At 67.3% G+C, this 26,890-nt stretch carries 24 protein-coding genes; 8 read left to right on the top strand and 16 right to left on the bottom strand.

Going from position 1 to position 26,890, the window contains the following annotated elements:
- Positions 1–5: 5 nt before the first annotated feature.
- The 11 genes from M1L61_RS13340 to M1L61_RS13290 form a co-directional block, all read right to left on the bottom strand.
- Positions 6–464, bottom strand: a complete 459-nt coding sequence (locus tag M1L61_RS13340; RefSeq protein WP_248853626.1) for a DUF3613 domain-containing protein — start codon at positions 462–464, stop codon at positions 6–8.
- A complete protein-coding gene (locus M1L61_RS13335) occupies positions 461–1,357 on the bottom strand; it encodes a Flp pilus assembly protein TadD (protein WP_248853625.1) in 897 nt (298 codons plus the stop codon). Before M1L61_RS13335 ends, M1L61_RS13340 begins: the two co-directional genes overlap by 4 nt.
- A complete protein-coding gene (locus M1L61_RS13330) occupies positions 1,357–2,292 on the bottom strand; it encodes a type II secretion system F family protein (protein ID WP_248853624.1) in 936 nt (311 codons plus the stop codon). Before M1L61_RS13330 ends, M1L61_RS13335 begins: the two co-directional genes overlap by 1 nt.
- A 28-nt stretch (positions 2,293–2,320) precedes the next feature.
- Positions 2,321–3,277 carry a type II secretion system F family protein gene (locus M1L61_RS13325; protein WP_049410331.1) on the bottom strand — a complete coding sequence of 319 codons (957 nt, stop codon included), beginning with the start codon at positions 3,275–3,277 and terminating at the stop codon, positions 2,321–2,323.
- Positions 3,278–3,279: 2 nt separating this feature from the next.
- Entirely contained in the window at positions 3,280–4,629 is a 1,350-nt protein-coding gene (locus tag M1L61_RS13320; protein ID WP_248853623.1) for a CpaF family protein, read from the bottom strand.
- Entirely contained in the window at positions 4,614–5,870 is a 1,257-nt protein-coding gene (locus M1L61_RS13315; RefSeq protein ID WP_197654732.1) for a fimbrial protein, read from the bottom strand. Before M1L61_RS13315 ends, M1L61_RS13320 begins: the two co-directional genes overlap by 16 nt.
- Positions 5,871–5,897: 27 nt before the next feature.
- On the bottom strand, positions 5,898–7,256 hold the full coding sequence (locus M1L61_RS13310) for a type II and III secretion system protein family protein (RefSeq protein ID WP_010485136.1): 1,359 nt from the start codon (positions 7,254–7,256) through the stop codon (positions 5,898–5,900).
- 18 nt (positions 7,257–7,274) lie between these two features.
- Positions 7,275–8,312 (bottom strand): Flp pilus assembly protein CpaB, encoded by a 1,038-nt coding sequence (cpaB, locus tag M1L61_RS13305; RefSeq protein WP_049480854.1) that lies wholly within the window; start codon positions 8,310–8,312, stop codon positions 7,275–7,277.
- A 23-nt stretch (positions 8,313–8,335) separates the two neighbouring features.
- Complete coding sequence (locus tag M1L61_RS13300) at positions 8,336–8,812, bottom strand: TadE/TadG family type IV pilus assembly protein (protein ID WP_010485140.1); 477 nt, start codon at positions 8,810–8,812, stop codon at positions 8,336–8,338.
- On the bottom strand, positions 8,809–9,354 hold the full coding sequence (locus M1L61_RS13295; protein ID WP_100445988.1) for a prepilin peptidase: 546 nt from the start codon (positions 9,352–9,354) through the stop codon (positions 8,809–8,811). The genes M1L61_RS13300 and M1L61_RS13295 overlap by 4 nt, the downstream gene beginning before the upstream one ends.
- Positions 9,355–9,419: 65 nt before the next feature.
- A complete protein-coding gene (locus M1L61_RS13290) occupies positions 9,420–9,611 on the bottom strand; it encodes a Flp family type IVb pilin (RefSeq protein WP_010485145.1) in 192 nt (63 codons plus the stop codon).
- 686 nt (positions 9,612–10,297) lie between these two features.
- On the opposite strand from M1L61_RS13290, the gene M1L61_RS13285 reads away from it, so the two are divergent.
- From M1L61_RS13285 to M1L61_RS13270, 4 genes are all read left to right on the top strand, one after another.
- Positions 10,298–11,278, top strand: a complete 981-nt coding sequence (locus tag M1L61_RS13285; RefSeq protein WP_010485148.1) for a helix-turn-helix domain-containing protein — start codon at positions 10,298–10,300, stop codon at positions 11,276–11,278.
- 235 nt (positions 11,279–11,513) lie between these two features.
- The gene (locus M1L61_RS13280) at positions 11,514–16,655 is read left to right on the top strand and encodes a YadA-like family protein (RefSeq protein WP_248853621.1); all 5,142 of its coding nucleotides are present in this window, start codon (positions 11,514–11,516) and stop codon (positions 16,653–16,655) included.
- Between the two features lie 61 nt (positions 16,656–16,716).
- Positions 16,717–17,553: an OmpA family protein gene (locus M1L61_RS13275; RefSeq protein ID WP_071305360.1), complete on the top strand. Its 837-nt coding sequence runs from the start codon at positions 16,717–16,719 to the stop codon at positions 17,551–17,553.
- 121 nt (positions 17,554–17,674) lie between these two features.
- A complete protein-coding gene (locus M1L61_RS13270) occupies positions 17,675–17,965 on the top strand; it encodes a hypothetical protein (protein ID WP_014037513.1) in 291 nt (96 codons plus the stop codon).
- Positions 17,966–18,050: 85 nt separating this feature from the next.
- Here M1L61_RS13270 and M1L61_RS13265 read toward each other — a convergent pair whose 3' ends face one another.
- On the bottom strand, positions 18,051–18,878 hold the full coding sequence (locus M1L61_RS13265) for a class I SAM-dependent methyltransferase (RefSeq protein WP_248853620.1): 828 nt from the start codon (positions 18,876–18,878) through the stop codon (positions 18,051–18,053).
- Between the two features lie 63 nt (positions 18,879–18,941).
- Here M1L61_RS13265 and M1L61_RS13260 point away from each other — a divergent pair, with 63 nt between their 5' ends.
- The gene (locus M1L61_RS13260) at positions 18,942–19,349 is read left to right on the top strand and encodes a MerR family transcriptional regulator (RefSeq protein WP_049437693.1); all 408 of its coding nucleotides are present in this window, start codon (positions 18,942–18,944) and stop codon (positions 19,347–19,349) included.
- Positions 19,350–19,364: 15 nt separating this feature from the next.
- Here the strand turns inward: M1L61_RS13260 and M1L61_RS13255 are convergent, their stop codons facing one another.
- The 3 genes from M1L61_RS13255 to M1L61_RS13245 form a co-directional block, all read right to left on the bottom strand.
- Positions 19,365–20,081, bottom strand: a complete 717-nt coding sequence (locus M1L61_RS13255) for an MgtC/SapB family protein (protein WP_159360274.1) — start codon at positions 20,079–20,081, stop codon at positions 19,365–19,367.
- Between the two features lie 101 nt (positions 20,082–20,182).
- A complete protein-coding gene (locus M1L61_RS13250; RefSeq protein ID WP_248853619.1) occupies positions 20,183–21,955 on the bottom strand; it encodes a chloride channel protein in 1,773 nt (590 codons plus the stop codon).
- 62 nt (positions 21,956–22,017) lie between these two features.
- Positions 22,018–24,099 carry a TonB-dependent siderophore receptor gene (locus M1L61_RS13245; RefSeq protein ID WP_248853618.1) on the bottom strand — a complete coding sequence of 694 codons (2,082 nt, stop codon included), beginning with the start codon at positions 24,097–24,099 and terminating at the stop codon, positions 22,018–22,020.
- 131 nt (positions 24,100–24,230) lie between these two features.
- On the opposite strand from M1L61_RS13245, the gene M1L61_RS13240 reads away from it, so the two are divergent.
- A complete protein-coding gene (locus M1L61_RS13240; RefSeq protein ID WP_057503797.1) occupies positions 24,231–25,151 on the top strand; it encodes a M14 family metallocarboxypeptidase in 921 nt (306 codons plus the stop codon).
- A 7-nt stretch (positions 25,152–25,158) separates the two neighbouring features.
- Here the strand turns inward: M1L61_RS13240 and M1L61_RS13235 are convergent, their stop codons facing one another.
- Positions 25,159–26,010 carry a LysR family transcriptional regulator gene (locus M1L61_RS13235; protein WP_197597872.1) on the bottom strand — a complete coding sequence of 284 codons (852 nt, stop codon included), beginning with the start codon at positions 26,008–26,010 and terminating at the stop codon, positions 25,159–25,161.
- Between the two features lie 150 nt (positions 26,011–26,160).
- On the opposite strand from M1L61_RS13235, the gene M1L61_RS13230 reads away from it, so the two are divergent.
- Positions 26,161–26,514, top strand: a complete 354-nt coding sequence (locus tag M1L61_RS13230; protein ID WP_248853617.1) for an SMR family transporter — start codon at positions 26,161–26,163, stop codon at positions 26,512–26,514.
- The gene (locus M1L61_RS13225) at positions 26,514–26,837 is read left to right on the top strand and encodes an SMR family transporter (RefSeq protein ID WP_049437687.1); all 324 of its coding nucleotides are present in this window, start codon (positions 26,514–26,516) and stop codon (positions 26,835–26,837) included. Before M1L61_RS13230 ends, M1L61_RS13225 begins: the two co-directional genes overlap by 1 nt.
- Positions 26,838–26,890 lie beyond the last annotated feature (53 nt).

The following is a 26,890-nucleotide window of genomic DNA, read 5'->3' as shown; positions in this document are numbered from 1 at the left end:
CTACCTCAGCGTCCGGATGAGGATGATCCCTTGGACTTGGCGACATCGGTTTCAAAGAAGTCCGGGATCTCGTGTTCGAAGCTCTTCATGTAGCGGGCGTAGCTCAGCGTCGCCTGGTCGCCGAGGATCGGCAGGTGCTGCCCGGCCTGTTGCCCCGATGCCTGCAGGCGGAACAGGTTGCGCGTGGTATCGCCGATCTGGCTGCGGCCGGGTCGCGCGGCTGCAGTATTGCCATCGGTGATGGCCACTGCTGCGGGCGCCGCCTGCGGCACCGGTGCTGGCGGGGCCATCAGGTCCACGGTGGCCAGTGACTCGGACTGCAGCGGCTGCGACGTCGGCACAGTCGGCGTGCTGCCGCCAAGCATCTGACCGGTCAGCGGCTGTTGCTGCGCCTGCACGGCAGTGGCCGGTAACAGGCAGATCAGAACGGGCAGCAGGCGTCGGGTCAGGGGCGTCGCGGTCATGGTGTGTTCCCGTTCGGGTGGTCGGAGGTGCTGAAGCGTTCCAGCATCGAGGGCGGCAGGCGCTGCGGATCGCGTTCGTCGTGGCTGTCGCGGCGTGGTTCCGCCGCCAGTCGCGTGGCGGCGGGCGGGTTGCCGACGGCATCTCTGGCGAGAGCACGCGCAGTGGCCGGCACGGCTGCGGCAGCGGCCGATGCGGCCTGGCGTTGCTGCAGGCGGGCACGGATCTGCGCCGCCTGCTGCTGGATGCTGAGCCGGGTCTCGTCGTTGAGGTTGGCCTGCTGGGCGAGGCGTTCGGCGGTGGTGGTGTCGCCACGCAGCACCGCCCACAGCGCGAGGTTGGCAGTGGCCTTGGCATTGCCCGGCGACAGCTCCAGCGCCTTGGCCAGGGGTTCGCGCGCGCGCTCGAACTGCCCGGCGCGCAGCCGCGCATAGCCGAGGTCGCCGAGATAGCTTGTATTCAATGGCTGCAGTTCGGTCGCCCGCGCCAGTGCCTGCTCACTGCCGGCGTCGTCGTCGCGGCGCGCGGCAATCAGGCCCAGGCCATGTGCGGCCGCGGCGGCCTGGGGACCACTGGAAAGATCGCGGTACAGGGCGATCGCAGCATCGGCCTGGCCGGTCTCGCGCAGCGCGTCGGCCTGCAGCAGACGCAATGCCGGCGGATCGCCGTAGCGCTGACGGAAGGCGTCGACGTGGGCGAGCGAGGCATACCATGCGCCTTGCTGCTGCATGCGTTCGATCAGCTCCAGGTAGGCATTGCGGCTGTCCTGCGGCGCCGGTTCGGGCGCGGCCAGGCTGGGCGCGCGCAGGTACTTCGGTGTGGTCGATGCACAGCCGCTGGCGCCGGCAACGGCGGCCAGGGCAACAATCAGGCAGGAAGTGCGCAGGGCAGGCATCAGGGGGACCCCATCTTGGACATGGTAGTGGCCAGCGCGACCAGCGCCGGGCCGGCAAGGACCAGCATCAGCGCTGGCAGCAGGGTCAGCATCATCACCACGGTCATCTTCACCGAGAGCTTGCCGACCTTTTCCTTCAGCGTGTTGCGACGCTGTTCGCGCAGGCGGATGCTGAACTGCCGCAGCGGCTCCTGCACCGCGCCGCCATGGGCGTGCACCTGCAGGATCAGCTGCATCAGGCTGGTCAGGTCATCGTCTGCATAGACCTCGCTCAGCCGGCGCAGCGACTGCGCGCGCGTGCGGCCATGGGTATAGGCGACGTTGGCCTCCTGCAGCTCGCCGCCGAGGACCGGCAATGCATCGCGCAGCTTGTCGCCGAGCGTCTGCAGGCTCTGGTCCATGCTGAAGCCCACGCCCTGCAGCAGGCGCAGCAGGTCGATCAGCAGCGGCAGCTCGTTGTCGACCGCGCGCCGACGGCGCTTCACCCAGGAGGAGAGAATGAACTTGGGCAGCAGCAGGCCAGCGGCCAATGCGCCGATGATCACCATGATCCTGGCCAGCCCGGTGACGCTGCTGAATGTCAGCACCAGTGCCAGCACCAGCACGGCCAGCAGCAGGCGCAGGCCGAGGTAGATGGCCGTACCGCGGTGGGTGTTCCACCCGGCCAGATCCAACAGCAGCCGGTCTTCATTGGCCAGCAATGCCGCTTCCAGGCGGCCGCCGCTGAGGGCACGGCCGAAGCGTTCGAGCCAGCCCAGCGAATCGTGCCGTGCAGGTTCGGGGTCACGGGACGCCTCGCGCGGCTGCAGGGCGGTCTTCAACGTGGCCGTTGTACGCTGCTCACGATGGCTGCGTACCCAGCCGCCGATACCCAGCAGGGCGATACCTGCAGCCAGTACGAGCAGGGAGAGGGCGAACCAGGCGCTGGCGCTCATCGGTCGTCTCCGGCGGGGCGGGGGTGGTTCATAGCGATTTGGCCAGGCGATACAGCAGGAAGCCACCGACAAGCTCCATGCCCAGTGCAAGCAGCAGGATCTTGTGGCCAAGCGGATCGTGCAGCACCGGCTGGAAGAAGTCCGGGCTGGCGATCGCCATCAGCACCGCGCAGGCCGGTGGCAGCAGGCCCAGCACCCAGGCTGACATGCGCGTCTCCGAGGTCGTTGCCGCAAGCTCCTGCTGGGCCTGTTCCAGATCGCGCATGAAATCGCCCATGCGCTGCAGGATCTGGTCGGAGCGCCCGCCGATGCGCACGCTGACACCGATCACCACCGACAACACCTTCAACACATCCATGCGATAGGGATGCGAGGCCTGTGCGAGTGCACGGTCCAGCTCCATGCCACTGCGCGCAAAGCGCACCGTAGTGTCCAGCAGCCCGCGCAACGGCGCGCTGGTCTGCATCGAAGCAACCTGGAACGCGGCCTGCAGGCTGTTGCCCAGTGCCGTCAGCCGCACCAGGTTGTCGAGGAAGTCCGGCAGCTGATGCAGCAGTTGCGCACGCAGCTTCGTGGTCCGCCGCATCACCCACAGCCAGCAGCCAAGCAGGTACAGCAGCAGGGTCAGCGGAAACATCCATGCGGTGCCCAGCCGCAGCATCGCCACCACCGACAGTACCAGCCCCGGTACCAGCAGCATGATGGGAATTTTCCAGCCGGTCTGCAGCCCTGCGCGCTGCAGCAGGCCATCCAGCGGCAGCACGCGGCGCCCGGTGCTGGCGGGCCGCGCCGGATCGTTGGCAGCGGTGACGGACGGCCCGGCGGGTGCTCCGCCCGTGGCGCTTCCGCGCGAAAGCTGCTGCTCGGCGTGCCGCATTGAAACCTGGCGTTGTTCACGGCTGCTGGCCGTGCCCCACAGCCAGGCTGCCAGCGCCAGCAGCACCGCGATGATGCTCAACATGCCCAGCAGCGCGCCGGTTCCCATGCTCAGAAGTCTCCGTAGAGCGATTCGCGCAGTTGTTGGCGGAACGGCTCCAGCTTGTGTGAGTGCGGATGGAAGCCCAGCCCGACCCAGCGATCGATCTCTTTGCCGTTGCCGTCGATCTGCAGCTCGTGGCGGAACATTTCCTGGGTGGTGATCAGGTTGTCGCTCACACCGGTGATCTCGGTGATCGATACCAGCACGCGGCGCCCGCTGCCCAAGCGCGAGATCTGCACGATGAAGTCGATGGCACTGGCGATCTGCCGGCGCAGGCTGTCCTCGCTGCCCTGGAAGCCGGCAAAGCCGGCCAGCATCTCGATCCGGTACAGGCAGTCGCGCGGTGAGTTGGCGTGGATGGTGGCCATCGAGCCGTCGTGGCCGGTGTTCATTGCCTGCAGCATTTCCAGGACCTCGGCGCCGCGCACCTCGCCCACCACGATGCGGTCGGGGCGCATGCGCAGGCTGTTGCGGACCAGATCGCGGATGCTGACCGCACCGTGGCCTTCGGCGCCACCGATACGGCTTTCCAGGCGGACCACATGCGGGTGGTTGAGCGAGAGCTCGGCGGTGTCCTCGACGGTGATCACGCGCTCGTTCGCGGGGACGTAGCTGGCCAGGGCGTTCAGCAGCGAGGTCTTGCCGGAGCTGGTGCCGCCGGATACCAGGATGTTGCAGCGGCCCAGCACCATCGCCTTCAGCAAGGCCTGCATCGGCGCATCGAAGGTGCCCTTGGCCAGCAGTTCATCGGGGGTGAACGGGTCCTTGCGGAACTTGCGGATGGACACCATCGGTCCATCCACCGCCAGTGGCGAGATGATCGCGTTGAGACGGCCGCCGTTGGGCAGGCGCGCATCGACCATCGGATTGGAGTCATCCAGCCGGCGCCCAAGCGGGGCGAGGATGCGGCGCAGGATGCGCAGCAGATGCGTATCGTCGGTGAAGCGCTGGGTGGCCCGCTGGAGCTGGCCGCCCTGGGACACGTGCACATCCTTGAAACCGTTGATCAGGATGTCTTCGATGGACGCGTCGTGCAGCAGGTCGTCCAGCGGGCCAAAGCCGGTCAGCTCTTTGACCAGGCCGTTGGCCACCACCTGCATTTCCTCTTCGTTGATCGGGATGCGCCACTCCTGGATGAAGCCCACCGTCTGCACCTGCACCCAACGGGCGATGGTGTCGGGGGCCCAGGAATCGATGTCGATGCGCTCGTCCTCGATGCTGTTGAGCAGGTGCTCATGCGCGGCCGAGAGCACCTTCTGGTACTGCTCGGTCTGCGCGAACGGCTGGTGGCCCGGCGAGCTTTCGGGCAGCACCGGCCGGGCAACGGCATGCGGGAACGGGGTTACCTTGTCTTCCATTGCGATCCACCCAGGGCAAGGGAGAGTCTTTCCCGCAGGCCCTGCGCCTGGATCGGGCAAGCAGCCGGATCCAGGCGCGAAACCAGCGGAGCGAGGGCACGCAGGTAGGGGTCGCGCGGTGCATCCTGCAGCAGCAGGTGGCCCTGGCTGGCAGCCAGGCGCACGCGCGGTCGTTCGGGAAGCGTCGCCAGCAGGGGCACCTCGAAGCGGCGCGCGATCTGCTCCGGGCTCATGCCGCTGCTGTCATCGTGGCGGTTGATCACCAGCTGCAGGCGCTTCTCGCGTTCGCGCTGCCCGGCAAGATGCTTCAGTGCCTGGTCGAGCGACACCAGTGTGGCGATGGAGGCATCGGTGACCAGCCAGATCTCGTCGGCCTGGTCCAGCAGCAGCGGCGGCAGCTGACGCAGCGGGCAGCCACCGGCATCACACAGCACGCTGGCGAACACGGTGCGCAGGCGCTGCAGCAACGCACCCGGATCGGACGGCGGTACCGCATCGCTGCCGCTGGCGCGGTCCAGCAGCACCAGCCCGGAATCGTGACGGGCCATGGCCGTGCGGGCGAGGGTGGCATCGATGCGGCTGGCGTTGCGCAGCGCGTCTTCGTAATGGAAGCGGCTGTCCAGGTTGAGGTACAGCGCGAGGTCACCCGAAGGCTGGGCCAGCTCCATCAGCAGGCCGTCCTGAAGCAGTGCCTCGCCCTGTGCCAGCGCACGGGTCTGCTGTGCAAGCACCGAGAGATGTGCGGCCAGCGTACTGGTCCCGACCCCGGCGCGCACGCCCAGCAGCACGATCAGGCGCGCCTTGTGCGCGTGCTGCGCGGCGGCAGCCGGTCGTGGCGACAAGGCGCGGCGCAGCGCGGCCTCGATGCCGACGTTGTCGCTGTCCAGATCCAGCACATCACGCAGGCCCGCCCGCAATGCGATGACGACGCCTTCCACCTGGCCGGCGCTGGTGGCACCGACGGCAACCAATGCCAGATCCGGCTCTGTCTGTTGCAGTTGCTGCGCCAGCACGCTGGAGGCGGCCGCATGCTCGGGGCGGAAATCGAGCAGCACAAGGCTCTGCGGCCCACGTTGCAGATCCTGGGCGGAGGTCGGCGTACTGCTGTCCTGCCAGTGCAGGGTAGTGGTCGGCGGCAGTTTGGCCGCCAGCCGGGGCAGCAGTTCGCGATCCATTCCATACAGGACCAGGTTCATCGGCGGTCCTTGCGGATGCAGCGGCTGGGCAGTGGCATAGGGCATGGGCGTGGTATCGCAGGCATCATGGAATCAGCGTGAGAAGCCGGGCACCGGGTCCTGGCTGATCGGACCCAGCAGCCAGGCGCCCCATTCGGGCATGTGCGGCTTGGCTTCGCGGTCACCGGGCAGTGGCAGGTCGGTGTTGCGTGCCAGCGGCTTCACCAAGCGTGGCGTGACGATGATCACCAGTTCCTTGTCCTGGCGCTTGTAGTCGAAGTTGCGGAAGAACGAGCCGATGATCGGCAGGTCACCCAGCAGCGGGATCTTGCCGACGCTGGACACCACGTTGGAACTGACCAGGCCACCGATCACGAAGCTCTCGCCATCGCCCAGCTCGACCGTGGTGTCGGCACGGCGGGTGGTGATCGAGGGAATCTGCACGCCGTTGAGCGCGATGGCGTTGCTGTAGTCCAGGTCACTGGCTTCCGGTGCGACTTTCAGGGCGATGCGGTTCGGCGCCAGTACCGTCGGTGTCACGGTCAGGCCGATGCCGAAGGGCTTGTAGGTGATCGTCGTGGTGCCCAGCCCCTGCGGTTCCAGGATCGGCAGCTCGCCGCCGGCCAGGAAACTGGCGCTCTGCCCGGACAGCGCGACCAGTGTCGGCTCGGCCAGCACGCGCGCCATGCCATTGCTCTGCAGCAGGTCGACGTCGGCATTCCACAGGCCCTTGGTCGAGCCGAATACCAGGCGGAAGGCCGAAGAAATGGGTGATTCGGCTTCGTTGCCGGAGTTGCCTTCCTTCATGCCGGGCAGGATGCCGGTGTTGCCCGGCAACTGGCCGCCCGGGCGGGCGAAGCCGTAGGCGAAGTTGCCGTTGCGGTTCTGGAAGCTGATGCCGATCTGCTTCAATGCGGTCTTGTTGAACTCGACCACCTTGACCTCGACCTGGACCACGCCGCCGCTGCTCACCGTGGATGCGTCGGCAAGCAGGCCCTCCTTGCCCAGCGCCATGGCGGCGGTCTTCTGTTCCTGCATGTGCGAGAGCACGCTGTCGGTGCTTCCCTGCAGCAGGCCCTGATTGTCCTGCTGAGTGAATACCAGCCCGTTCGCGCCGGTGTCGGCCGCACCCTGCACCGCGCTTTGTACCCGCACCTGCAGGCGCTGTGGTTCGGCCTGCTTTCGGTGCCAGAGCAGCAGCGTGGTAGTGCCAGGCGCCTTGCCGACCAGCAATGCCTGGCGCTGGCCGCGCAGCATCACGATATCGGCCACGCCCGGATCGGCAATGGCGACCCGCTCCAGATCGCCCGGCAGGGTCCAGGGACGCTGCTCACGCGCCTGCAGCACCAGGTCGTCGGCGGCCACGCTCGTCGCCGGTGCCAGCAGCACCAGCAGCAGGGCCAGCCAGCGCTGGCGGGGGGAAGGGCGTGGACTGCGGCGACGTTCGGTCATGGATGCGCTCGATGCAGGTCAAAGGGAACCACGGGGGGCGGAGCTGTCGCCTCGGATGATTTCGATACCCGATGCGCGCGGGGCACTGCGCCGCGGTGCGGGTGCGCGTGCCGGGGCATCCTGGGCGCTGCGCGCCGGTGTGTTGCTGCGCCCGGCCAACGCATCGCCGTCGATGCCGGCGAAGGCGTGATTCTCTGGCCGTTGCAGCGCAAGCTGCTGCTCCGCATCAAGCCCCCGCAGCGGATCGATCACCCCGCGTGCCTGCGGGAACAGCGCCAGATCGGGCTGGCCGGCATCGGCAGGGTTGCGCAGGGCCAGGAACAGCTTGCCCTGCTGTGCACCCAGCAGCAGCCGGTTGGCGTCGGCCACCGGTACCGCCAGTACCGCGCTGCGTGCGGGCTGGGCAGTCTCGCTGCCCGTGCTCTGGGTGCTGCTGCTTCCGGTGATGTCAGCGGCGCGCGGATCGTTGCGGGCATCGGCTTCAGTGCTGGCAACAGCGTCATGGTTGGCCGGGGCGATGTCCTGCTGGCCATAGCTGAGCACGCGCAGGCGTGACAACAGCAGGCGCGTCTGTGCCGCATCGGCCGGGCCGCTGGCGCTGGATTGGGCAGTGCGCAGGTTGAGGAACACGTCGACGAAATCACCCGGAAGGATGCGGTTGCCGGCACCCACCAGCTCGTCCACCGGGACCGCGAGTGCGCGTTCCCCGGGGCGCAGCTGCAGCGAGAATCCCTGCGCGAGTGCATTGCTGCTGATCGCCGTGCCTTCGGCGATGTCCTGCACCGGTACCTTTCCGACCACGGCGGAAATGCTGGTGGCGGCACCGGCAACCGGGGCGCTGCGCTGTGCCAGACGCAATCCGTTGGCAGAGATCGGTTCGCCGGCCGGCAGGCGTGCCACCGCCTCCACCACGGTGATCGCCTGGGCATCGCTCCGCGCGACCGGGGCAACCGTGGCCGGCGCGGCCTGCTTGCGCCCGATCATCAAGGCGATCACCGCCAGCAGCACGGCCAGCCCGATCAGGGCGACGGCAGCAATGCGGGTCAACTTGAGCATGGAACCGTCTCCTGTACCGAACGTCAGTTGCCGCTGCCGAGGTCGAGCTGAGCGACCGCGACGCTGCGGATGGGAGCCCGCATCACCCACTTGTAGAGCGTGGCGGTGCCGGGCAGGAAGGGGTGGCTTGCGTAGTCGTAGCTGACTGTCACGGTCATGCACTGGGCGCTGGCCAGTCCGGCGCAGGGGGCCTGCGCCGAAACCAGAATGGCGTTGCTTCCGCCATTGCTGCAGTCGACCGGCTGACCCGAGAAGTTCAGCAGCCACTGCATCGAACTGCGCGCCGCAACACAGGCTGCAGTACGGCGTTCGTTGGCGCTGCCATAGCGCAGCGATGCGCGCGCACCCTCGGCCGAGGCGGTTGCCAGGGTCTGCTGGGCCGCCATGATCATCACGCCGGAGAACGTGAACAACAGCAGTGGCAGCAGGCCCAGCATCAGCATCAGTGCGAACTCGATGCTGGCCACGCCGCGTTGCCGGCGTGGGTTCTGGATGTTCATGCCACACCTCCGTACGTGCTGATGAGGATCCAGGCGATGGCGGATACCGCCAGGTAGGCGGCGTAGGGAATGCCTTGGCGTCCCTGGCGGGCGCTCTGCATTCCGCGTAGCGCCGGGTGCGAATGCCATTGCGAACTTGCCCGATGCATATGGGCTTGAAGGCCGATGGGCAGTGCTGGACCCAACCGGCGTGATACCAGCACCAGTGCGGCATGTGCGCCCGCTGCCAGGCTGGCCGCGATCCAGATCGGCAGCAGTGCCTGCCAGCCCAGCATCAATCCCAGTACCGAAAAGAATTTGACATCGCCGGCACCCATCCAGCGCACTGCATGGAAAGGCAGCATTGCGACCAGGCCGAGCGCCGCGCCGGCAATGTGGGAAGCCCACGGCAGGCGCGGCGCGTTGAACTGTCCGGCGATGAGCACGACAACGGTGATCGCGCATGCGGACAGCAGCCAGGCGTTGGGCACCCGACGGGCGTACAGATCGCTGATCGCGATCCGCAGGCACACACCGATGGCCAGCAATCCCAGCAGTGTCATCGCACCCTCCATTGTCCGTCAGTGGACGGTCAGCAGTTGCTGTCCCTGATCAGCCTGGGAGCGGCTCAGGCCGGTGGGTTGCCTGACGCCTTGTCGGCAAGCTTGGTGAGATTCTCAAAGAGCGTTTCGAAGAAATCCTTGATCTGCGTGCTGCCCAGTGCGATCAGGACACCCGCAATCACAGCCGCCAGCAGGCCGTACTCGAGTGCGGTAACGCCATCTTCTTCCTTCAGGAACTTGCGGATCGATGCGTTCATGACGTTTGTCTCCCTCTACCTGTCTGCTACAGGACACCTGTTGGGCGGTGGCCCGGCTCCGCCGGGATCGTCCGTGGACCTCCGCACGTCCTGGCGGAGGAGGCACGGCGGGACGGACCCGCCATGCTCAAGCAGGGTGATCGATTCCAGGCGGGACGCCGTTCGCGCAACCGCGACCGCACGGCGCGGAGCCGGTGGTCGAGGTGTCGAGCGATACGTGCATGGTCATGCTGTCCCCCTGGGTGCGGTCATTATCAAAGACCGGATCACCGTGTTATCGACTTTGCCTGAATGGCGGCCGGCTGCAACCGGAACCTATATGCAAATTCGGCAGAATCCCTTCGGTCCTTAATTTTTCACGCGGGTTCTGTGACGGAAATCCGTTCGTTCGCAAAACGATTCATCGACGTGCAGATAATGTGAGGCGGGTTTTTCAGTCGCATGCGAAAACTGTGCCAAACACCACGACCTTGTTTTCACGTCTGTATCCATCTTATTCAATGCAGTGCAGATGTTTACCCCGTTGAATTATCGGGCATACTCGTATTCAAGTACTCGCGTTTCTTTTGGGGTGCGCACTTTGCTGGCGCGCATCCCGGCGATGGAAGAGATTCCATGAGAGGTGCGCGCCCTGTCAGGCAGTGGGGGCCGTATCGCACGACGGATAATCGGGGGACGACACTGTCATGGTCGATGGTGGGGTAGGAGACAGCGACGACAGCGGCCTGCGGTCGATCGACCTGGCGACGCTGAGCGGCGTGCTTCGTGTATGTGATGTCGAACTGCTACTGCTCGATGGCAATGGGCCGCGGGCGGCCTTCGCTTCACGCGTGCACGAGGAGGCGTTGTTCTGCAGCATCAGCTGTGGATTCCATTGCCGTGGACGATTCATGCTGCCGCCGGACTGGGCGATGCTGGGGTATCTGCACGCGACCGATGAAACCCTGAGCTGGTGCCACGGTGTACCGCTCGTGCCTGGAATGGCGTTGACCGTGATGCCGGAGGGTATCAGCGAGTTCACCCTGAGCCCGGGCACGCACATGACCCTGATGCTGGTGCCGGTGGCACGGGTGCAGCGCAAGCTGACCGAACTGAGCCTGCGCAGTACACCGCCGGCCGGACAGGCACTTTCGCTGTTCAATCTCGCCAGCGAGGCCGCCCCGCTGGCACAGCACTACCAGCAGCTGCACCTGCAGCTGGGCCAGGGCACGGGCCTGCAGCCTGAAGAAACCGAGCGGCTGCTGCACGAACACGTGCAGGCACTGCTGGGCGCGGGTTCCGCCGATCGCCCGGGTTGCAGCCGTGCGCGGCGCACACATTATCTGATCGCACAGCGGGCGGAAAACTTCATGCGCCTCAACCTGCGCCGCAATATCTACATGAATGAGATCTGCGATGCTGCCGGTGTCAGCGAGCGTGGGCTGCGCTACGCGTTCGAGGACCTGTTCGGCACGTCGCCCAATCGTTACCTGTCGATGCTGCGCCTGTGCGCGGCCTGCCGCAGCCTGTCGATGGCTGATTCCAGCCGCCGTTCGGTCAAGGCCATCGCCCTCAGCTGTGGCCTGTGGGACCTGTCGCGCTTCGCCGACAACTACCGCAAGGTCTTCGGTGAACTGCCGCGTGACACGCTGATGCGCGCTCCCGCGCAGATCGGCCAGCCAGCTTGATTCAAGCCCCGTAAGGGTTTCCCGGCAGTTCCTGCCGGAATTGCATATCCGCTTGCCGATATGGTTGCCGCTTCTGCATAACCGGCTGCCGATTCCGACCGTGGATTTGCCGGAATGCGCGATTTCCGTGCCGGAATGAAGTGCGCAGCCGCCGTTGCAAACGCTGAAATGTCAGTCACCTGCCTAACGGCAAGTCCACTGACATTCCAGTTGTTCGCCTACGGGGGAAATGCTCATGAACCGCATCTACCGGCGTGTATGGAACCGCCAGCTCAATGCTCTGGTTGTGGCCTCGGAACTGGCCACCGGCGACAGCGGCGGCAGCGCCGCCCGCGATCCGCGCAGTGCACTGCTGATGCCGACCGCACTGGCCCTGGCCCTGCTGTGCGCGCTGGCCAGCGGGCATGCAGGCGCGTCCGAATCCAATCAGTCTCTACGTGACCTGCAGGCACTGGCCGCGAAGTACGCGCAGCCGATGCCGGTCAAGGTCGACGCGGAAGTGGCGCTGGCCGCCGCATCGCGCCAGGCGCAGAGCAGTCCGGCGATCAGCGCTGACGCGCGTGTCAGCCTGCAGCTGAGTACGAACTCGCTGCCGATCGTACGCGACGTGCTGCCGGCCACCGTGCAGGTGAAGCTGGCGGCGAACGCCGCGCCGAAGCAGGTCGCGGTTCCTGCGCTGGCTGCCGATGTCCGCGCCAATGTCGGGCTGGGTCATGCAGCGTCCCATATGGCGAAGATTGATGCATCGCTGGCGGCCAACGTTGCGCCGTCCGCGCATGCGCCGCTCGGTGTGGCTGCGGATGCCCAGGCGAAGGCCGGCGTTGGCATCGCCGGTACCCAGGTGGCCTCGATCGATACCGGTGCCAAGGCGGCCGCCGCTGTTGCTGGCGCACCGGCTGGCTCGTTGTCCGGCCTCAAGGCGTCCGTTGACGGCAAGGTGGATTCGCAGCTGAAGCTGGCGGGCCACCAGATCGACGGCCAGGGGCAGGTCAAGGCGACGGCGGCGGTCACGCTGCCGGCCAAGGAGGAGCTGCCGGGCGAGACTCATGATCGTGCGATCACCGCGGCCTTCGATACCGGTGTTGCCGGCAAAGTGCGCGTGCAGGCGCCGGATGGCCAGGAGGTCGTGGCCGACCGCAATCTGAAGCTGGCCGGCCAAGCCACCGTGGCAGCGCAGAACAGCGCGCTGGGCGTCGGTGGCCTGGTGGGCGGCGTTGTCGGCGCAGCAGGTGGCGCCGTGGGCGGCGTGCTTGATGGCACCGTAGGCAACACGGTTGATGCGGTCGGCGGCGCCTTGCACGGCACGGTTGGAACGGTAGGCGGCGCAGTGGGCAGCACGCTCAATGGTGCCGTTGGCACGGTTGGCGGAGCCGTAGGCGGTGCGCTCAACGGCACCGTTGGAACTGTCGGTAGCGCGGTGGGCGGCGCGCTCAACGGTGCGGTTGGCACGGTCGGTGCAGTTGGCGGCACCGTGGGTGGTGCACTCAACGGGACGGTCGCTTCGGTCGGCAGCACCGTCGGTGGTGCGCTCAACGGTGCGGTTGGCACGGTCGGTGCAGTTGACGGCACCGTGGGTAGTGCACTCAACGGGACGGTCGCTTCGGTCGGCAGCACCGTCGGCGGCGCGCTCAACGGCACGGTCGGTTCGGTTGGCGGTGCCGTGGGCGGCACGCTCAACAATACGGTGGGTGCAGTAGGCAGCACCGTCAGCGGTGTACTCAACGGCGCAACAGGTGGCAGCACCGGCGGCCTGGGTGGCCTGCTGGGCGATACACTCGGCAATGTCGGCGGCGCCGTCGGTAACCTGCTCAATGGCAACCTCAACGGCACCATCGGCAATCTCGGCAGCGCCGTAGGCGGCCTGGTCGGTGGCACGCTCGGCGGCCTCGGCCTGACCAAGCCCTCGGCGATCCCGCCGACCAGCCCGAAGGCGCCGGCTCCGGCCGACCCGAATGCCGGCCTGATCATCGGCACCGGCGGCCTGGTCGGTAATGTCGGGCAGCTGATCGGCCCGACCACCACCAGCCTGTTCGGCGGCAACGGCTATCTGAGCAACGGCAACCTCAAGCTCAGCAACGCCAACGTGATGCAGACCTACTCGACGGTCAATGTGCTGGGACTGCCGGTGGTCAACCTGTCGCCGGTCGGCAGCACCCTCAATGGCCTCGGCGGCGCCGTCACCGGCGGCAGCTCGCACCTGACCCTGATCGGTGGCGTCACCTCCGACAGCTACATCTACAACATCAACAACGGCAATCCGGGCGGCCTGCTGGGCCTGTTGCTGCCGAAGGATTCGCCGGCCTGGGCCGCCAAGTGCCTGGACATCGCCCTGGCCGACATCTCCTGCTGGGCCGTCAACGCCGCGCAGGACTACCAGGTGCTGATGGGCGACGGCGCCTTCGCCAACGGTTCGAAGGAAGTGGTGATCGGTGCCAATGCACGGCACGAACTGCCGAAGGTCGATGCCAACGTGGCCTTCCCGGGTGCAGGCACCAATGACCCGAGCAACCCCACCGGCGTGCCGACCGCGGACTACGCCGCACGCATGGGCCACTCGGTGATCGTCGGTGACAGCGCGGTGGGTACTGCCAACGGGCAGACCCTGCTCGGTGCCGAGGCCACCTCGAACCAGGCCAACTCGGTCGCACTGGGCTACCGCTCGGCCGCGCTGCGCGGTGCCCAGGCCAGCTACAGCGCCTATGGCCTCACTGCACCGCAGGTCTCTGCCGGTGAAGTGTCGGTGGGTACCGCCGGTGGCGGTGAGCGCCAGATCACCAACGTCGCGGCGGGTAGTGTCAATACCGATGCGGTCAACGTGGCCCAGCTGAAGGGGGCCATCAGCCTGATCGATGATGTGGCTGCCGCTGCGGTGACCTATGACCTGGACGGTGCCGGCAACCCGAACTATCGCCGTGTCACGCTCGGCGCGGGCACCGGCACCACCACCATCGGCAACCTGGCTGGCGGTGCGGTCACGGCCGGCAGCCTGGAAGCGGTCAATGGTGGCCAGCTGGCGGCGACCAATGCTGCCATCGCCAGCTTCTTCGGCGGCCGCGCAGCCTTCGATCCTGCCAGTGGCGCGTTCACTGCGCCCCTGTTCGAGATCAGCACCATCTCCACCGGCGGCGCCATCGCCAAGGGCCTGTATGAGAACGCCACCGATGCCTTCGCTGCGGTGGATGGCTCGCTGGTCAACCTCAACACGCAGATCACCGACATCCGTAACGGTGGCACCAAGTACCTGCGGGTGAACTCGACCGGTACCGAGGCCCTGGCCAGCGGCGCCGACTCGATCGCGGTCGGTACCAATGCCCGCGCCACCGCTGCCAACAGCATCGCGGTCGGTGCCGGCAGCCTGGCCGATCGTGCCAACAGCGTGTCCATCGGTGCCGCCGGTGCCGAGCGTCAGGTCACCAACCTGGCGGCCGGTACCGCAGCGACCGATGCAGTCAACCTGGGCCAGCTGCAGGCCTCGGAGCAGGGCGCCCTGCGCTATGACCTCAACGGCGACGGCAGCGTCAACTACGCCAGCGCCACGCTGGGCCAGACCGGTACCGCCACCACACTGCGCAACCTCGGCCCGGGCCAGGTCAGCGCCACCAGCAGCGAGGCCATCAACGGTGCCCAGCTGTTTGCGGCCAACCAGGCCGTGGCCACTCATCTGGGAGGTGGCGCGGCGGTCAACGGCAGCGGCGTATTGACCGCACCGACTTACTCGATCAACAACGTCGCCGCCAACGGCACCGTCACCAAGGGCAGCTACAACGACGTCGGTACCGCCTTCGATGCCGTCAGCAACTCGCTGGCCAACGTCGCCGACCAGACCGGCGAGATCGACAAGCTGGCCGTGAAGTACGACGTCGACGGCAGCGGCAACGTGCTCAACAGCGTGACGCTGACGGGTACCGGCACCGGCCCGGTGAAGATCACCAACGTCGCCGCCGGCAGCATCCTGGCCGGCAGCAGTGATGCCATCACCGGCGACCAGCTGTTCAGCACCAACAGCACCATCGCCAACTACTTTGGTGGCACCACCGCGTACAACGGCACCACCAATGTGTGGACCGCGCCGAAGTTCAGCATCTCCAGCATCGCCACCGACGGCACCTTTACCAGCGGCGACTACAACAACGTCACCGCCGCCTTCACTGCGGTGGACGGCTCGCTGAAGGTCCTCAACCAGCGCATCAGCAACGGCGGCGGTGGCAGCGCCTACCTGGCGGTGAACTCGACCGCAGCGGCTGCAACGGCTGCCGGTGCGGAGGCGGTGGCGGTGGGGCCGCAGGCCAGTGCGGCCGGTGCCAACAGCGTGGCGGTCGGCAACGGTGCCAGCGCCAGTGCCGGCAACAGCGTCGCCCTGGGTGCCGGTTCGGTGGCCAGCGTTGGTGCGCAGAGCGGTTATACCGGCGCTTATGGCCAGACCGGCGCCAGCAACTCGGCCGGTGAGGTTTCGGTCGGCAGCACCGGCAGCGAGCGCAAGATCACCCACGTTGCCGATGGCTCCGACACCTACGACGCAACCAATGTTGGTCAGCTGAAGAATGGTGTGAACTACGCCATCGATGAGTCGAAGAAGTACACCGACCAGAAGATCCAGAACATCACCAACGTGGCCGGCAGCTTCCGCGCCAACAACACCAACAACCTGGCCGATCCGTCCGCCAGCGGTGCCAACTCGGCCGCCGGTGGCGCAGGCTCCACCGCCGCCGGTGCCAACTCGACCGCACTGGGCAACGGTTCGCAGGCGCAGGCCGACAACTCGGTGGCGCTGGGTGCGGGTTCGGTGGCGAACCGGGCCAATACAGTCTCGGTCGGTGCCAGCGGCGCCGAACGCCAGGTCGTCAACGTGGCTGACGGTTCGCAGGCCACCGATGCGGTCAACGTGCGCCAGCTGCAGGCCTCGCAGCAGGGCACGATCCGCTACGACACCACGGTGAACGGTGCGACCAACTACAACAGTGTCACGCTGGGCAGCACCAACAGCGGCCCGACCACGGTGCGCAACGTCGCCGCCGGCACCGCCGGTACCGACGCAGTCAACGTGGACCAGCTGAAGTCGGGCATGGCGCAGACCCTGGACTGGTCGAAGGCCTACACCGACGAGCGCATGGGCGGCTTCGAGCGCGACCTGCGCAAGACCGACAACCGCGCCTCGGCCGGTATCGCTTCGGCGATGGCCACCGCAGCCCTGCCGCAGCCCAGCGAAGCGGGCCGCAGCATGGCCTCGGTCGCAGCCGGCAGCTACAACGGCGAATCGGGCGTGGCGGTCGGTATCTCCGGTGTCTCCGAGGGAGGGCGCTGGATCTACAAGTTCAGCGGCTCCACCAACAGCCGTGGCGAGGCCGGTGTGGCCGTCGGTGCCGGCATCCAGTGGTGATCCCCGCCGCCGGGCCGCACGCGCGGCCCGGCATCGCGGAAACGTCCAAAGGGGGAATGACATGAAACAGCATCGCATCGCCCGCACTGGCCAGATGGCCGCAGTGCTGGGCCTGGTCCTGGGGATGGGCCTGCTGGCCGCCTGTCGCAGCCATGCGCCGGCCGCCGAGGGTCCTGCCGAAACCACCGCCGTGCAGTTCCCGGAGGCTTCGAAGGCCTCGCTGAAGGAAGGCATCTATCCCGACGTCGCCGACCTGCGCCGCTTCGCGCCGGGCATGAGCAAGCGCCAGCTGTATACCTTGCTGGGCACGCCGCACTTCAATGAAGGCATGTGGGGCGTGCGCGAGTGGAACTACCTGTTCAACTTCCGCACCGCGCAGGGCGCGGAGTATTTCACCTGCCAGTTCCAGGTGCGCTTCGACAGCAAGGGCATCGCCCAAGGGGGCTACTGGAAGCCGGAATCGTGCGCGGCGGTGCTGGAACCGCCGCGGCCGCCAGCGCCGCCAGCACCGGCAGCGTTGCCGGAGCAGCCGCTGCGGTTGTCGGCGGATGCGCTGTTCGGGTTCGACAGCGCGGTGCTCAGTGCCGAAGGCCAGCAGGCCGTACAGGGCGTGCTGGCGCAGGTGCGCGAGGCCAGTCAGGTGCAGTCGATCCGGGTGACCGGGTACACCGACCGTATCGGCAGTGCCAGCTACAACCAGACCCTGTCGCAGCGACGTGCCGAGGCCGTGCGCAGCGCGCTGGTGCAGGGCGGGGTGCCTGCGGCCAGCATCAGCGCCGAAGGGCGGGGCGCAGCCGAGCCGATCGTGCAGTGCGAGCAGCGCAACCGTCGCGAGCTGATCGCCTGCCTGGCGCCGAACCGGCGTGTGCAGATTGCTGGAATGGCCCAGCCGCGCTGAGAGTCCAACACCGGGGTCATGCCCCGGTATCCCGAGTCCCCCCTGACCGTCGGCAGGACGTGGTTACGTCTCCCCCGTTGACCATGCCTGCCGGCGGCTCAGGTTTTCCATGGTGCACGCGATGAACGCCCAATTCCTGCCTCTTTCCATGAAGACGGAAGCCACATTGAGTGTGTACGGCCAGCTCGGCAACCATGCGGTGGTGCGCATTCCCGGGCGGCGCCTGCCGGGCTTGATCCTGCAGGCAGACACCGTGGCCGGCTTCCTTGCCCAGCTGCAGGAAGCCCAGGCCTGCCTGCGCAGTGGTCGCGCACAGCGCACCGACGCCGAACTGGACATGCTCATCGACGTGTTGCAGCAGTGGTATGCGCTGATCGAATCGCGCCTGGCCGACGCCGGCGAGGCACTGTAGAAGAAAAAGGGGACGGAGGGGATTAAGTCGTTCCCGGCACGGCAGGGACATGGACGACTTAATCCCCTCCGTCCCCTTTTCTGTGTCATGCGCGTGCGCGGATCAACCAGCAGGCAGCATCCACGCGGACCCGATCGCCCTCGATGAATGGTGTGAATGCTGCCAGCGCCTGGTCGCGCAGCCCGGCGGCCTCCGCTTCGGGCAGCGCCCGCAGCGCCTGGCCCACCGGGCCCAGCTGGCCGACGTAGGTCGGCAGCTCATCGCGTGCGATCGAACACGGAAGGTCCACCGCAACCACCTCCACATCCTTCCAGCCGGCAGCCTGCAACAGGCGCTGCACGCGTTGGCCATCTGCGAAGGCGAACTGTCCCGGGGCACCGGGTACGCGCGGCGGAAGCTCAAGCGCATCGCCGACCGCGCGCTCGGCCGTGGTCATGAATGGATTCTCGTCAGCGCTGCGCCAGGCAATGAAACGCAGGCCGGCACCGGGCCGCGTGGCGCGGTGCAGGTTGGCGAAGGCCGCACCGGTATCTTCGAAGAACATCACGCCCAGCCGCGACTGGATCCAGTCGAAGTGCGTGGAGGAAAGCGGATGCTGCTGCGCGTCGGCGACGATGAAGTCTGCGTCCAGTCCTGCCGCCTCGGCGCGCTGACGGGCCATTGCCAGCATCGGTGCCGAGATGTCCAGGCCGGTGCAGCGGGCGGCCGGGCGTGCCGCACCGGCGGCAAGCAGGCTTGCGCCCGTGCCGCATCCGATGTCGAGCAGTTGCGTGACGGTTTCTGGCAACTCGGCGACCAGCAGGTCGGCCATCGGCTGGAACAGGCCATCGAGGATAGCCTGCTGGGCGACCCAGATCTGGCCGCCGGGGCCGTTCCAGAGGGTGTTCTGATCAACGGGGGATGTGCTGGCCATGGCCTTGCCTTGTCGGGAAGTGGCCCATAGGTTGCTGCTTGAAGACGACTTGAGGTCAAGCCCATGCGTGAACTGGATATCGGCGAGGTGGTCAAGCGCAGCGGGGTGCCGGCCTCGACCCTGCGCTACTACGAACAGCTGGGGCTGCTGCAGGCACTTGGGCGCCGTGGCCTGCGCCGGCAGTATGACGAGCAGGTGCTGGAACGGCTGGCACTGATCGGTCTCGGCCAGGCGGCCGGGCTGTCACTGCAGCAGATCGGGGCATCGCTGCCGCCGCAGCGTGGATGTATCTCCCTGGACCGTGAGGCGCTGCTGGCGCAGGCCGATGTACTGCAGAGGCAGATCACCCAGTTGCAGCGGGTGCGCCGGCACCTGCAGCGCGCGGCGGCCTGCCCGGAAGCACAGGATGCGCGGCAGTGCGGTTCATTCCGCAAGCTGCTGCGGGCACAGCAGCGCATGGCGGGTGGGTGAGTTGCCGGTACCGGCTTAATCGCGAGTACTGACTTCCCAGGTGGCATGCAGCACGCCCTGCACGTGCTCCATCCGCGCCAGCACCACGTCCAGCTCGTCGGCACTGACCGCCGTACTGACCAGCACCGCGATCACATCGGTGGGTGCGTCGGCATGTTCGACCACCTGCACGTCACCGACCGGATACTGTGCCGCCTCCAATGCATCAACCAGCCGTTCGCGCACCCGCGGCACCGCTTCGGCGTCCACGCTTAGGCGCACCTCATAGGTGGCCTCGGTGGCAGCCTCGTTGATCGGAATGCGGTTGATCGCATTCACCAGCGGCCGCAGCAGGGTGTTGCCGGCGATGATCAAGACCGTCAGCAGCACGCCTTCGGCCAGCATGTCCGCGCCGGTGCAGCTGCCGACCGCGGCCGAGCACCACAGGGTGGCGGCGGTGTTCAGGCCGCGCACGTTCATGCCTTCCTTCATGATCACGCCGGCGCCGAGGAAGCCGACACCGGAGACCACGTAGGAGATCACCCGCACCGCTTCGGCGCTGCCGGCGATACGCATGCCCAGATCGACGAAGGCGGCCGCGCCCACCGCCACCAGGACGTTGGTGCGCAGGCCGGCGGTGCGTTGCCGGTACTGGCGCTCGGCGCCGATCAGCGTGCCCAGTACGAAAGCGGCCAGCAGGCTGACCACGGTGTCGGCGAAGGGGCCGGCCTGGAAGGTTTCGATGAAGCGCATGGCCGGAGTCTACCCCGGCCATGTGACGGTAGATCCACGCCGTGCGTGGATGCCCGGATGGGCCACAAACGACTTAATCCCCTCCGTCCCCTTTTTCGGGATCAGTCGGTGTCGTCGACGCGCTCGCCCATCAGCTCGCGCTGGCGCTTGTCCAGTTCTTCGGCGTAGCGCTTGCGCACGAAGGCTTCGGAGACGACACCCAGCACCTGGCCATCGGCGCCGACCACCGCCAGTTCGTCGGCCTGGGTCTGGTCGAAGCGCTGCATCACGCTGACCACGTCGGAGGACGGTGCCAGCGAGACGTCGCGGTTCTCGGCCAGGTCGCCGATCGGGGTTTCCGGCTTCACGCCATCGCCGTAGACCCGTGGAATCTGCACGATGCCGGCATAGTGGCCCTCGCTGTCGATCAGGATCACCCGGGTGCCCGAGCCCAGCGGGAAGCGCTCGCGGAACGCGGCGGCATCGAGATCGGCCGGGGCGGTCGCCACGCCCTTGCGCATCAGCCGGCCGGCGTTGAGGTTCTGCACCCAGCCGACATCGCGGGCGCTCTTGATGGTCTCGCCGCGCAGGTGCATGCGCCAGGTCGAGAACGAGTAGCCGAACCACTGCCGCACCAGCGTGCTGGACACCAGTACCGCGCTCATCACCACGCTGGTCAGCAGGAAATCGTGCGTGCCTTCCAGCACCAGCATGGCCATGGTCATCGGCGCGCCAACGACGGCGGCGGCCAGTGCGGCCATGCCGGCCAGCGCGGCCGAGGTGGCGTCGATCACCGGAACGCCGGTAGCCATGCCCAGCAGTCCAGCGAACAGCGCGCCGACCAGGGTGCCCATGAACAGCGAGGCGAAGAACAGTCCGCCACGGAAGCCGAAGCCGAGCGAGATGCCCGAGGCCAGGCACTTCAGGGTCAGCAGGCCGCCGATCCAGATCAGCGGCAGGTGCGTGGTCAGGTCCAGATGCAGCGCGCCGTGGCCGGACGAAAGCACCTGCGGGCTGGCCAGGGCCAGGGGAATCAGCAGCAGTCCACCCACCACCGGCCGTCCCCACGCGGGCAGGGGGCTGCGCTTGACCGTGCCTTCGATCGAGGCGATCAGCCGCATGATGGCGATGCCGACCATCGCGCAGCAGCAGCCGAGCAGGCCGTAGATCGCGTAGTCGGCGGCGCGCACGTCGATGGTCGAGGCCGCTGGCAGTAGATAGGCTTCGATGCCGGCCTGGTCGGCCACGAACGCGCCGGCCAGCGCTGCGACGGCCACCGGTGCCAGCGCAGCGGGGGTGTAGGCGCCGATGACGATCTCGAAGGCGTAGAACGCACCGGCCAGCGGCGCACCAAACGCAGCGGCGATGGCACCGGCGGCACCGGCACCGACCAGGATGCGCACGTCGTTGCGACGCAGGCGCATCACCCTGCCCAGTTGCGAGCCGCTGCCCGCGCCCATCTGCGTATACGAAGCCTCAAGGCCGACCGACGCGCCGCAGCCGTTGGACAGCAGGGTCTGGGTCAGCACGATCAGGTTGTCGCGCATCGACATGCGGCCGCCGTGCAGCGCATTGGCTTCCACCGCATCGAGCAGTGGCCGTTTCAGTCGCGTCGCCGCCAGGCTGACCAGGCCGACCAGCAGCCCGCCCAGTGGCAGCACCAGCAGCGCGGTCCAGGTCAGCGAGGGCAGGGAGCTCAGGCGCATGCCGTCGTCCAGCCCATACAGCGTGCCCTGCAGCCAGCGTGCGATGCCCGACTGCAGCAGGGTCAGGTAGCCGGCGATCAAGCCAACCAGCAACGCTAGCGCGATGAACCACAGGTCGCTGCCACGCAGGCGCAGGCGCAGGCCCTGGAAGGCCAGATGCAGGCGCGATGGCGAAACGGGCGAAGACATGGTGGCGGCATGATACGCCGCCACCGTGAGCGCCACCGTCACTGCATCGGGCGGTTACCGCTTCAGAAGCGGTAGCGGCCCTGCACGTAGAAGGTGCGCGGTGCGGCCACCATGCGGCCGGCGTTGCCATCGACATTGCGGGTGTACCAGCGCTTGTCGGCCAGGTTGTTCACGCCCAGCGCGATCTCGCTGTCACCCAGCCCCGGCACCTGCCAGGCCACCTGGGCATTCCACAGGCGTACGCCCGGCACGCGTCCCACGCGCGCGTCAGCGCTCTCGGCCCAGGTGTTGGCGGCGTCGGAGAACTGGCCGCTCTGGTGGGTGCTGGAGACGTTGAAGGTCCAGCCGGCCAGCGCGTAGCGGGCGCCGATGCTGTCGGTGTCGCGCGAGTAGAACGGCACGTCCAGGCCGCGGTTGTCACCGGACTGCTGGATCGCCTTGGTCCAGGTGTAGTTGGCGTACAGCTCCAGCCCGGCCAGCGCGCCGTCCTCGGCGAAGTGGTACTCCAGTGCGCTCTCCACACCCTTGTGGTCGGTGGCACCAATGTTCTGGAAGGTGGGCGGGGTGATGCCCGGCACCTGCAGGATCTGGTTGTCGAAGCGCATCTTGAACACGGTCACTTCCGCGCGCAGTGCCCCATCCTGCCAGCGTGCGCCCAGCTCGGTGGTCCTGGCCACTTCCGGGTTCAGCGGATTGCTGGCGGTCTGCGAATTGAGCTGGATGTTCTGTACCGGTCCGAACGAGGTGGTGTAGTTGCCGAACACGGTCAGCTGCGGAGTCAGCAGGTAGGCGATGTTGATCGAGGGCAGGGCCTTGTCGTTGCGGCTGCTGAAGGTCGCCGTGCCTCCGGCCTGGCGGCGGTCCATGTCGATCCATTCCATGCGCACGCCGGGCGTGATCCGCCACTGGCCGATCGCAATGCGGTCGTCGATGTAGAGGGCGTGCGCGTCGGTGGCGTTGTCGAAGCGGGTGGTGGCACTGGCCGCGCCGGTGCGGCGGGCGACGGTGTAGCTGCGGTCGTTGCCGCGCTCGCGCAGGAAGCGGTAGCCGGCGGTGATGTCATGCACCGCGCTGCCCCAGTGCAGGCGCTGGGTATAGCGCGGCTCGATGCCGAGCACGCGGTAGTCGCGCGGCTGCACGGTCAGCTGGGTGTTGGCGGCGTTGATCAGCGAGCTGGCACGGGTGCTCTCGTTGTAATAGGCCAGCACCTCGAACTCCCTGTTGGCCGACAGCGTGTTGGTGTAGCCCAGGTCGATGCCGGTGCGGTGGCCCTTCCAGAAATCGGTCGGCCGGGTGTTCTGGAACGGATCGGCCTCGTACTGCGCACGGGTCAGGCCGCCCGGCGTCAGCGAGCGTACGTCGTAGTAGGACAGCTTGGCACGCAGCTCCTGCTGTTCGTCGATGGCGTAGGCGAACTTCAGCGCGAGATCGTTGAAGCGGTCATCGCTGCCCTGGCGCCAGCCGCGACCATCCTGGCCGGAGTACAGCAGGGCGGCGCCCAGATCGTTGTCGCCGGTACCGCCAAGGAAGGCGTTGTACTGGGTGCTGTCACCGCCGCCATGGTCGTAGGCGGTGTAGCGGACGCCGGCTTCGCCGTGCAGGCCGGCCTCGGTGGGAATGGCGCGGGTGCTGAAGTTGATGATGCCACCGACGTTCTGCGGCCCGTAGCGCACCGCGCCGCCGCCGCGCACCACGTCGATCGACTCGATGTTGGACAGGCTGGTCGGCGCGAACGACAGCTGTGGCTGGCCATACGGCGCCACCGCCAGCGGCACGCCGTCCAACAGGACGGTCGAGCGCGGCGAGTAGCGCCCGGTGAGGCCGCGCACGCCGATGTTCAGCGACACCGAACTGCCAGCGGTGCCGGAGTTGTCGGTGACCTGCACACCCGGAATACGGCGCATGGCATCGCCGAGGCTGGCCGCGCCGCTGGCCTCGATGCGCTGGCGGTCGACCACGGTGCGCGCGCCGGCAAAGCGCTTGACGCTGTCATGCAGGCCGGTACCCAGCCAGCTGCCGGAGACCTGGATGCTGTCCAGCGTGGTGGCGCCGTCCTGGGCGAAGGCACGGGTGGTCGGGAGCAGGCACAGGGAGAGGGCGGCGGCCAGGGGTAGGCGGGCCGGTTGCAGGGCGAGGATGGGCATCGGTGCAGGCTGCGGAAGGTCGTAAATGAGAATTATTGCTGATTCCATTCGCTATTGGAATGCGCCTTCGGTTCATGCCGATGCCCCGGTGATACAGTGGGCGATTGCTTCCTGACTCGCTGAGATCTGCCATGTCCCAAGCCGCTTTCTACCCCGTCGGAACCCCTGGCCAGCCGTGGGGAGCGGCGGAACGGGAGGCGTGGCGTGGCCGCCAGCAGCGCCTGCGTCGCTATGACGAGGAGGTGCTGCCCCGCATCGAGGCGCTGGCTTCGCGCTTCGACAAGGTGGCCTATGGCCAGCTCGACTACGCTGGCGAGACCTACACTCTGTTCGCCCTGCGCAGCCGCGATTGGAACCCGGCGCTGCCGGCTGCCCTGGTTACCGGTGGCGTGCACGGTTATGAGACCAGCGGCGTGATGGGCGCGCTGGAATTCCTCGAAAGGCACGCCGCCGACTACGCCGGCAAGGCCAATCTGCTGGTGGCACCGTGCGTGAATCCGTGGGGCTTCGAGCGCATCAACCGCTGGAACTTCGATGCGATCGACCCGAACCGCAATTTCCGCGCCGATGGCCCGGCCCGCGAGTCGACCGCGCTGATCGAGCTGATCGCACCGATCAAGGACCAGTTCGTGCTGCACATTGACCTGCACGAGACTACCGACAGCGACGAGAGTGAGTTCCGCCCGGCGTTGGCCGCGCGTGACGGCAAGCCGTTCGAGCCGGGCCTGATTCCGGATGGCTTCTATCTGGTGGACGACAGCGAGAACCCACAACCGGCCTTCCAGCAGGCGGTGATTGCCGAGGTGGAGAAGGTCACCCACATCGCGCCGGCCGACGACAAGGGCGAGATCATCGGTTCGCCGGTGGTCGCTCACGGCGTGATCGAGTACCCGCTGGTGAAGCTGGGCCTGTGTGCCGGCATCACCGGTGCGACCTACACCACCACCACCGAGGTCTACCCGGACAGCCCGCGGGCGACCCCGCAGCAGTGCAACGACGCCCAGGTGGCAGCGGTGTGCGCGTCGCTGGATTACGCGCTCGCCCATCGTTGATTTCGGTTCACCCCAACGCGTCGGCCCACCACAGCGCCGCTGGCCCCGGCGGCGTGTCGCGGCGCCACAGCAGGTCGCTGTGGATGCGTCGTGGCCAGCCGGGCAGAGTCAGTTCCACCAGCTGCCCGCGGTCGTAGCGCTGTACCAGCGCGCGTGGCAGCTCGGCCCAGCCGATGCCGTCCTCGGCCATCTCCATCACCATCAGGTAGTCGGTGGCGGTCCACGCCAGCCCGGTAACCGCCCGCGCATGGTCGACCTCCGCGCTCAATCGCACCTGCCGGTACCGTGCCAGCTGGGAAGCTGCGCGACGGCCGGCGTCGGCCAGCGCATGGTCTCGCGCCACATACACCGACAGCTCGCTGTGATGGGCCAACGGCCGTGCCACCAGACCATCCGGGTAGCTTTCCTGGCGCGGCAGCAGGCCCAGCGCGGCGCGACCACTGCCGACCAGTTCCAGCACGTCTTCGCCTTCGGCATCCAGCCATTCCAGTTCGATCTCGGGGAACGCTTCGGCAAAGCGCTGCAACACGCGCTGCTCCGGATCGAGCTGATACACGTCGGAGAACACCACGGTCAGCCGCGCTTCGACCGGGGCGGCCAGCCGCACGCTCAACTGCTGCAGGCGGGTATCGGCGGCGAGGATTTCCTGGGCATGGCCGAGCACCTGGCGCCCGGCTTCGGTCAGCTGCGGGTAGCGTCCACTACGGTCGAACAGGCTGACGCCCAGGTCTGCCTCCAGGTGGGCGATGGCGGTGCTGACCGTCGATTGGGTCTTGCGCAGGCGACGCGCCGCCGCCGAGAACGATCCGAGCGCGGCCGCTTCGACGAACGCCTGCAGGGATTCAGGGGAATAGGGCATTGATCCATCGCTCCTGTCGATGGTATCCATTTTGAATCGACCGTAAAAGGCGATGATACTGTCCGCCGTCGCCCCTGTCTGCGGGGCATCCACGCATGGCGTGGATCTACTGAGGGCGGGGCGCTGTCCGCGTCCCGCAAGGAGTTTCACATGTCCCGTACTGTTCCCGCCCGTGGCGCGTTGGTCGCCTGGGCCTGCCTGACCGTGGCGATCGTTGCCGAAGTGGTCGGCACCTCGTTCATGGCCCATGCCGCCCGCGATGGTGGCTGGACCGGCTACCTGATCATGGCCGGGGCGTTGGCGCTGTCCTACTTCTTCCTTGCTCAGTCTGTGCGTCGCATCGCCGTGGGTGTGGCCTACGCAGTCTGGGAAGGCCTGGGCCTGACCCTGCTGACCGTGGTCGGTCTCACCGTGTTTGGCGAGAGCCTGTCGCTGCAGCAGCTGGCCGGCCTCGCGCTGGCGGTGGTCGGCATCGTCTGTGTCACCCTCGGGGAGGCGCACTGATGAATACCCTGGCTCTGTTTTTCGTGATCTGTTCTGCGCTGATCGACGTTGCCGCCAACATGATGGTGGCCAAGTCGGAGGGCTTCCGCCGCTGGCGCTGGGGCGTCGGCGCGGTCGTCATGGTCTGGATCGCCTTCGCCCTGCTGGGCCAGGCGGTGCGCTACATGGACCTGGCCACCGCCTATGCGATGTGGGGTGCAATCGGCGTGATCGGTACCGCCACTTGCGGCCGCCTGCTGTTCGGCAACCGCCTGCGCCCGATCGGCTGGATCGGCATCGCGCTGGTCACTGTTGCGGTGCTGCTGCTGAGTACCGCGAAGTAATGCGTCGCTGTGCCAACCAAGGTTGGCACCTACCAGTGCTGAAAGGTTGGCAC

This window comes from Stenotrophomonas sp. NY11291 (assembly GCF_023277365.1).
Lineage (GTDB): Bacteria > Pseudomonadota > Gammaproteobacteria > Xanthomonadales > Xanthomonadaceae > Stenotrophomonas > Stenotrophomonas geniculata.
Note: the sequence above shows the minus strand (reverse complement) of the source record. Positions and strands in the feature narration are given on the sequence as shown.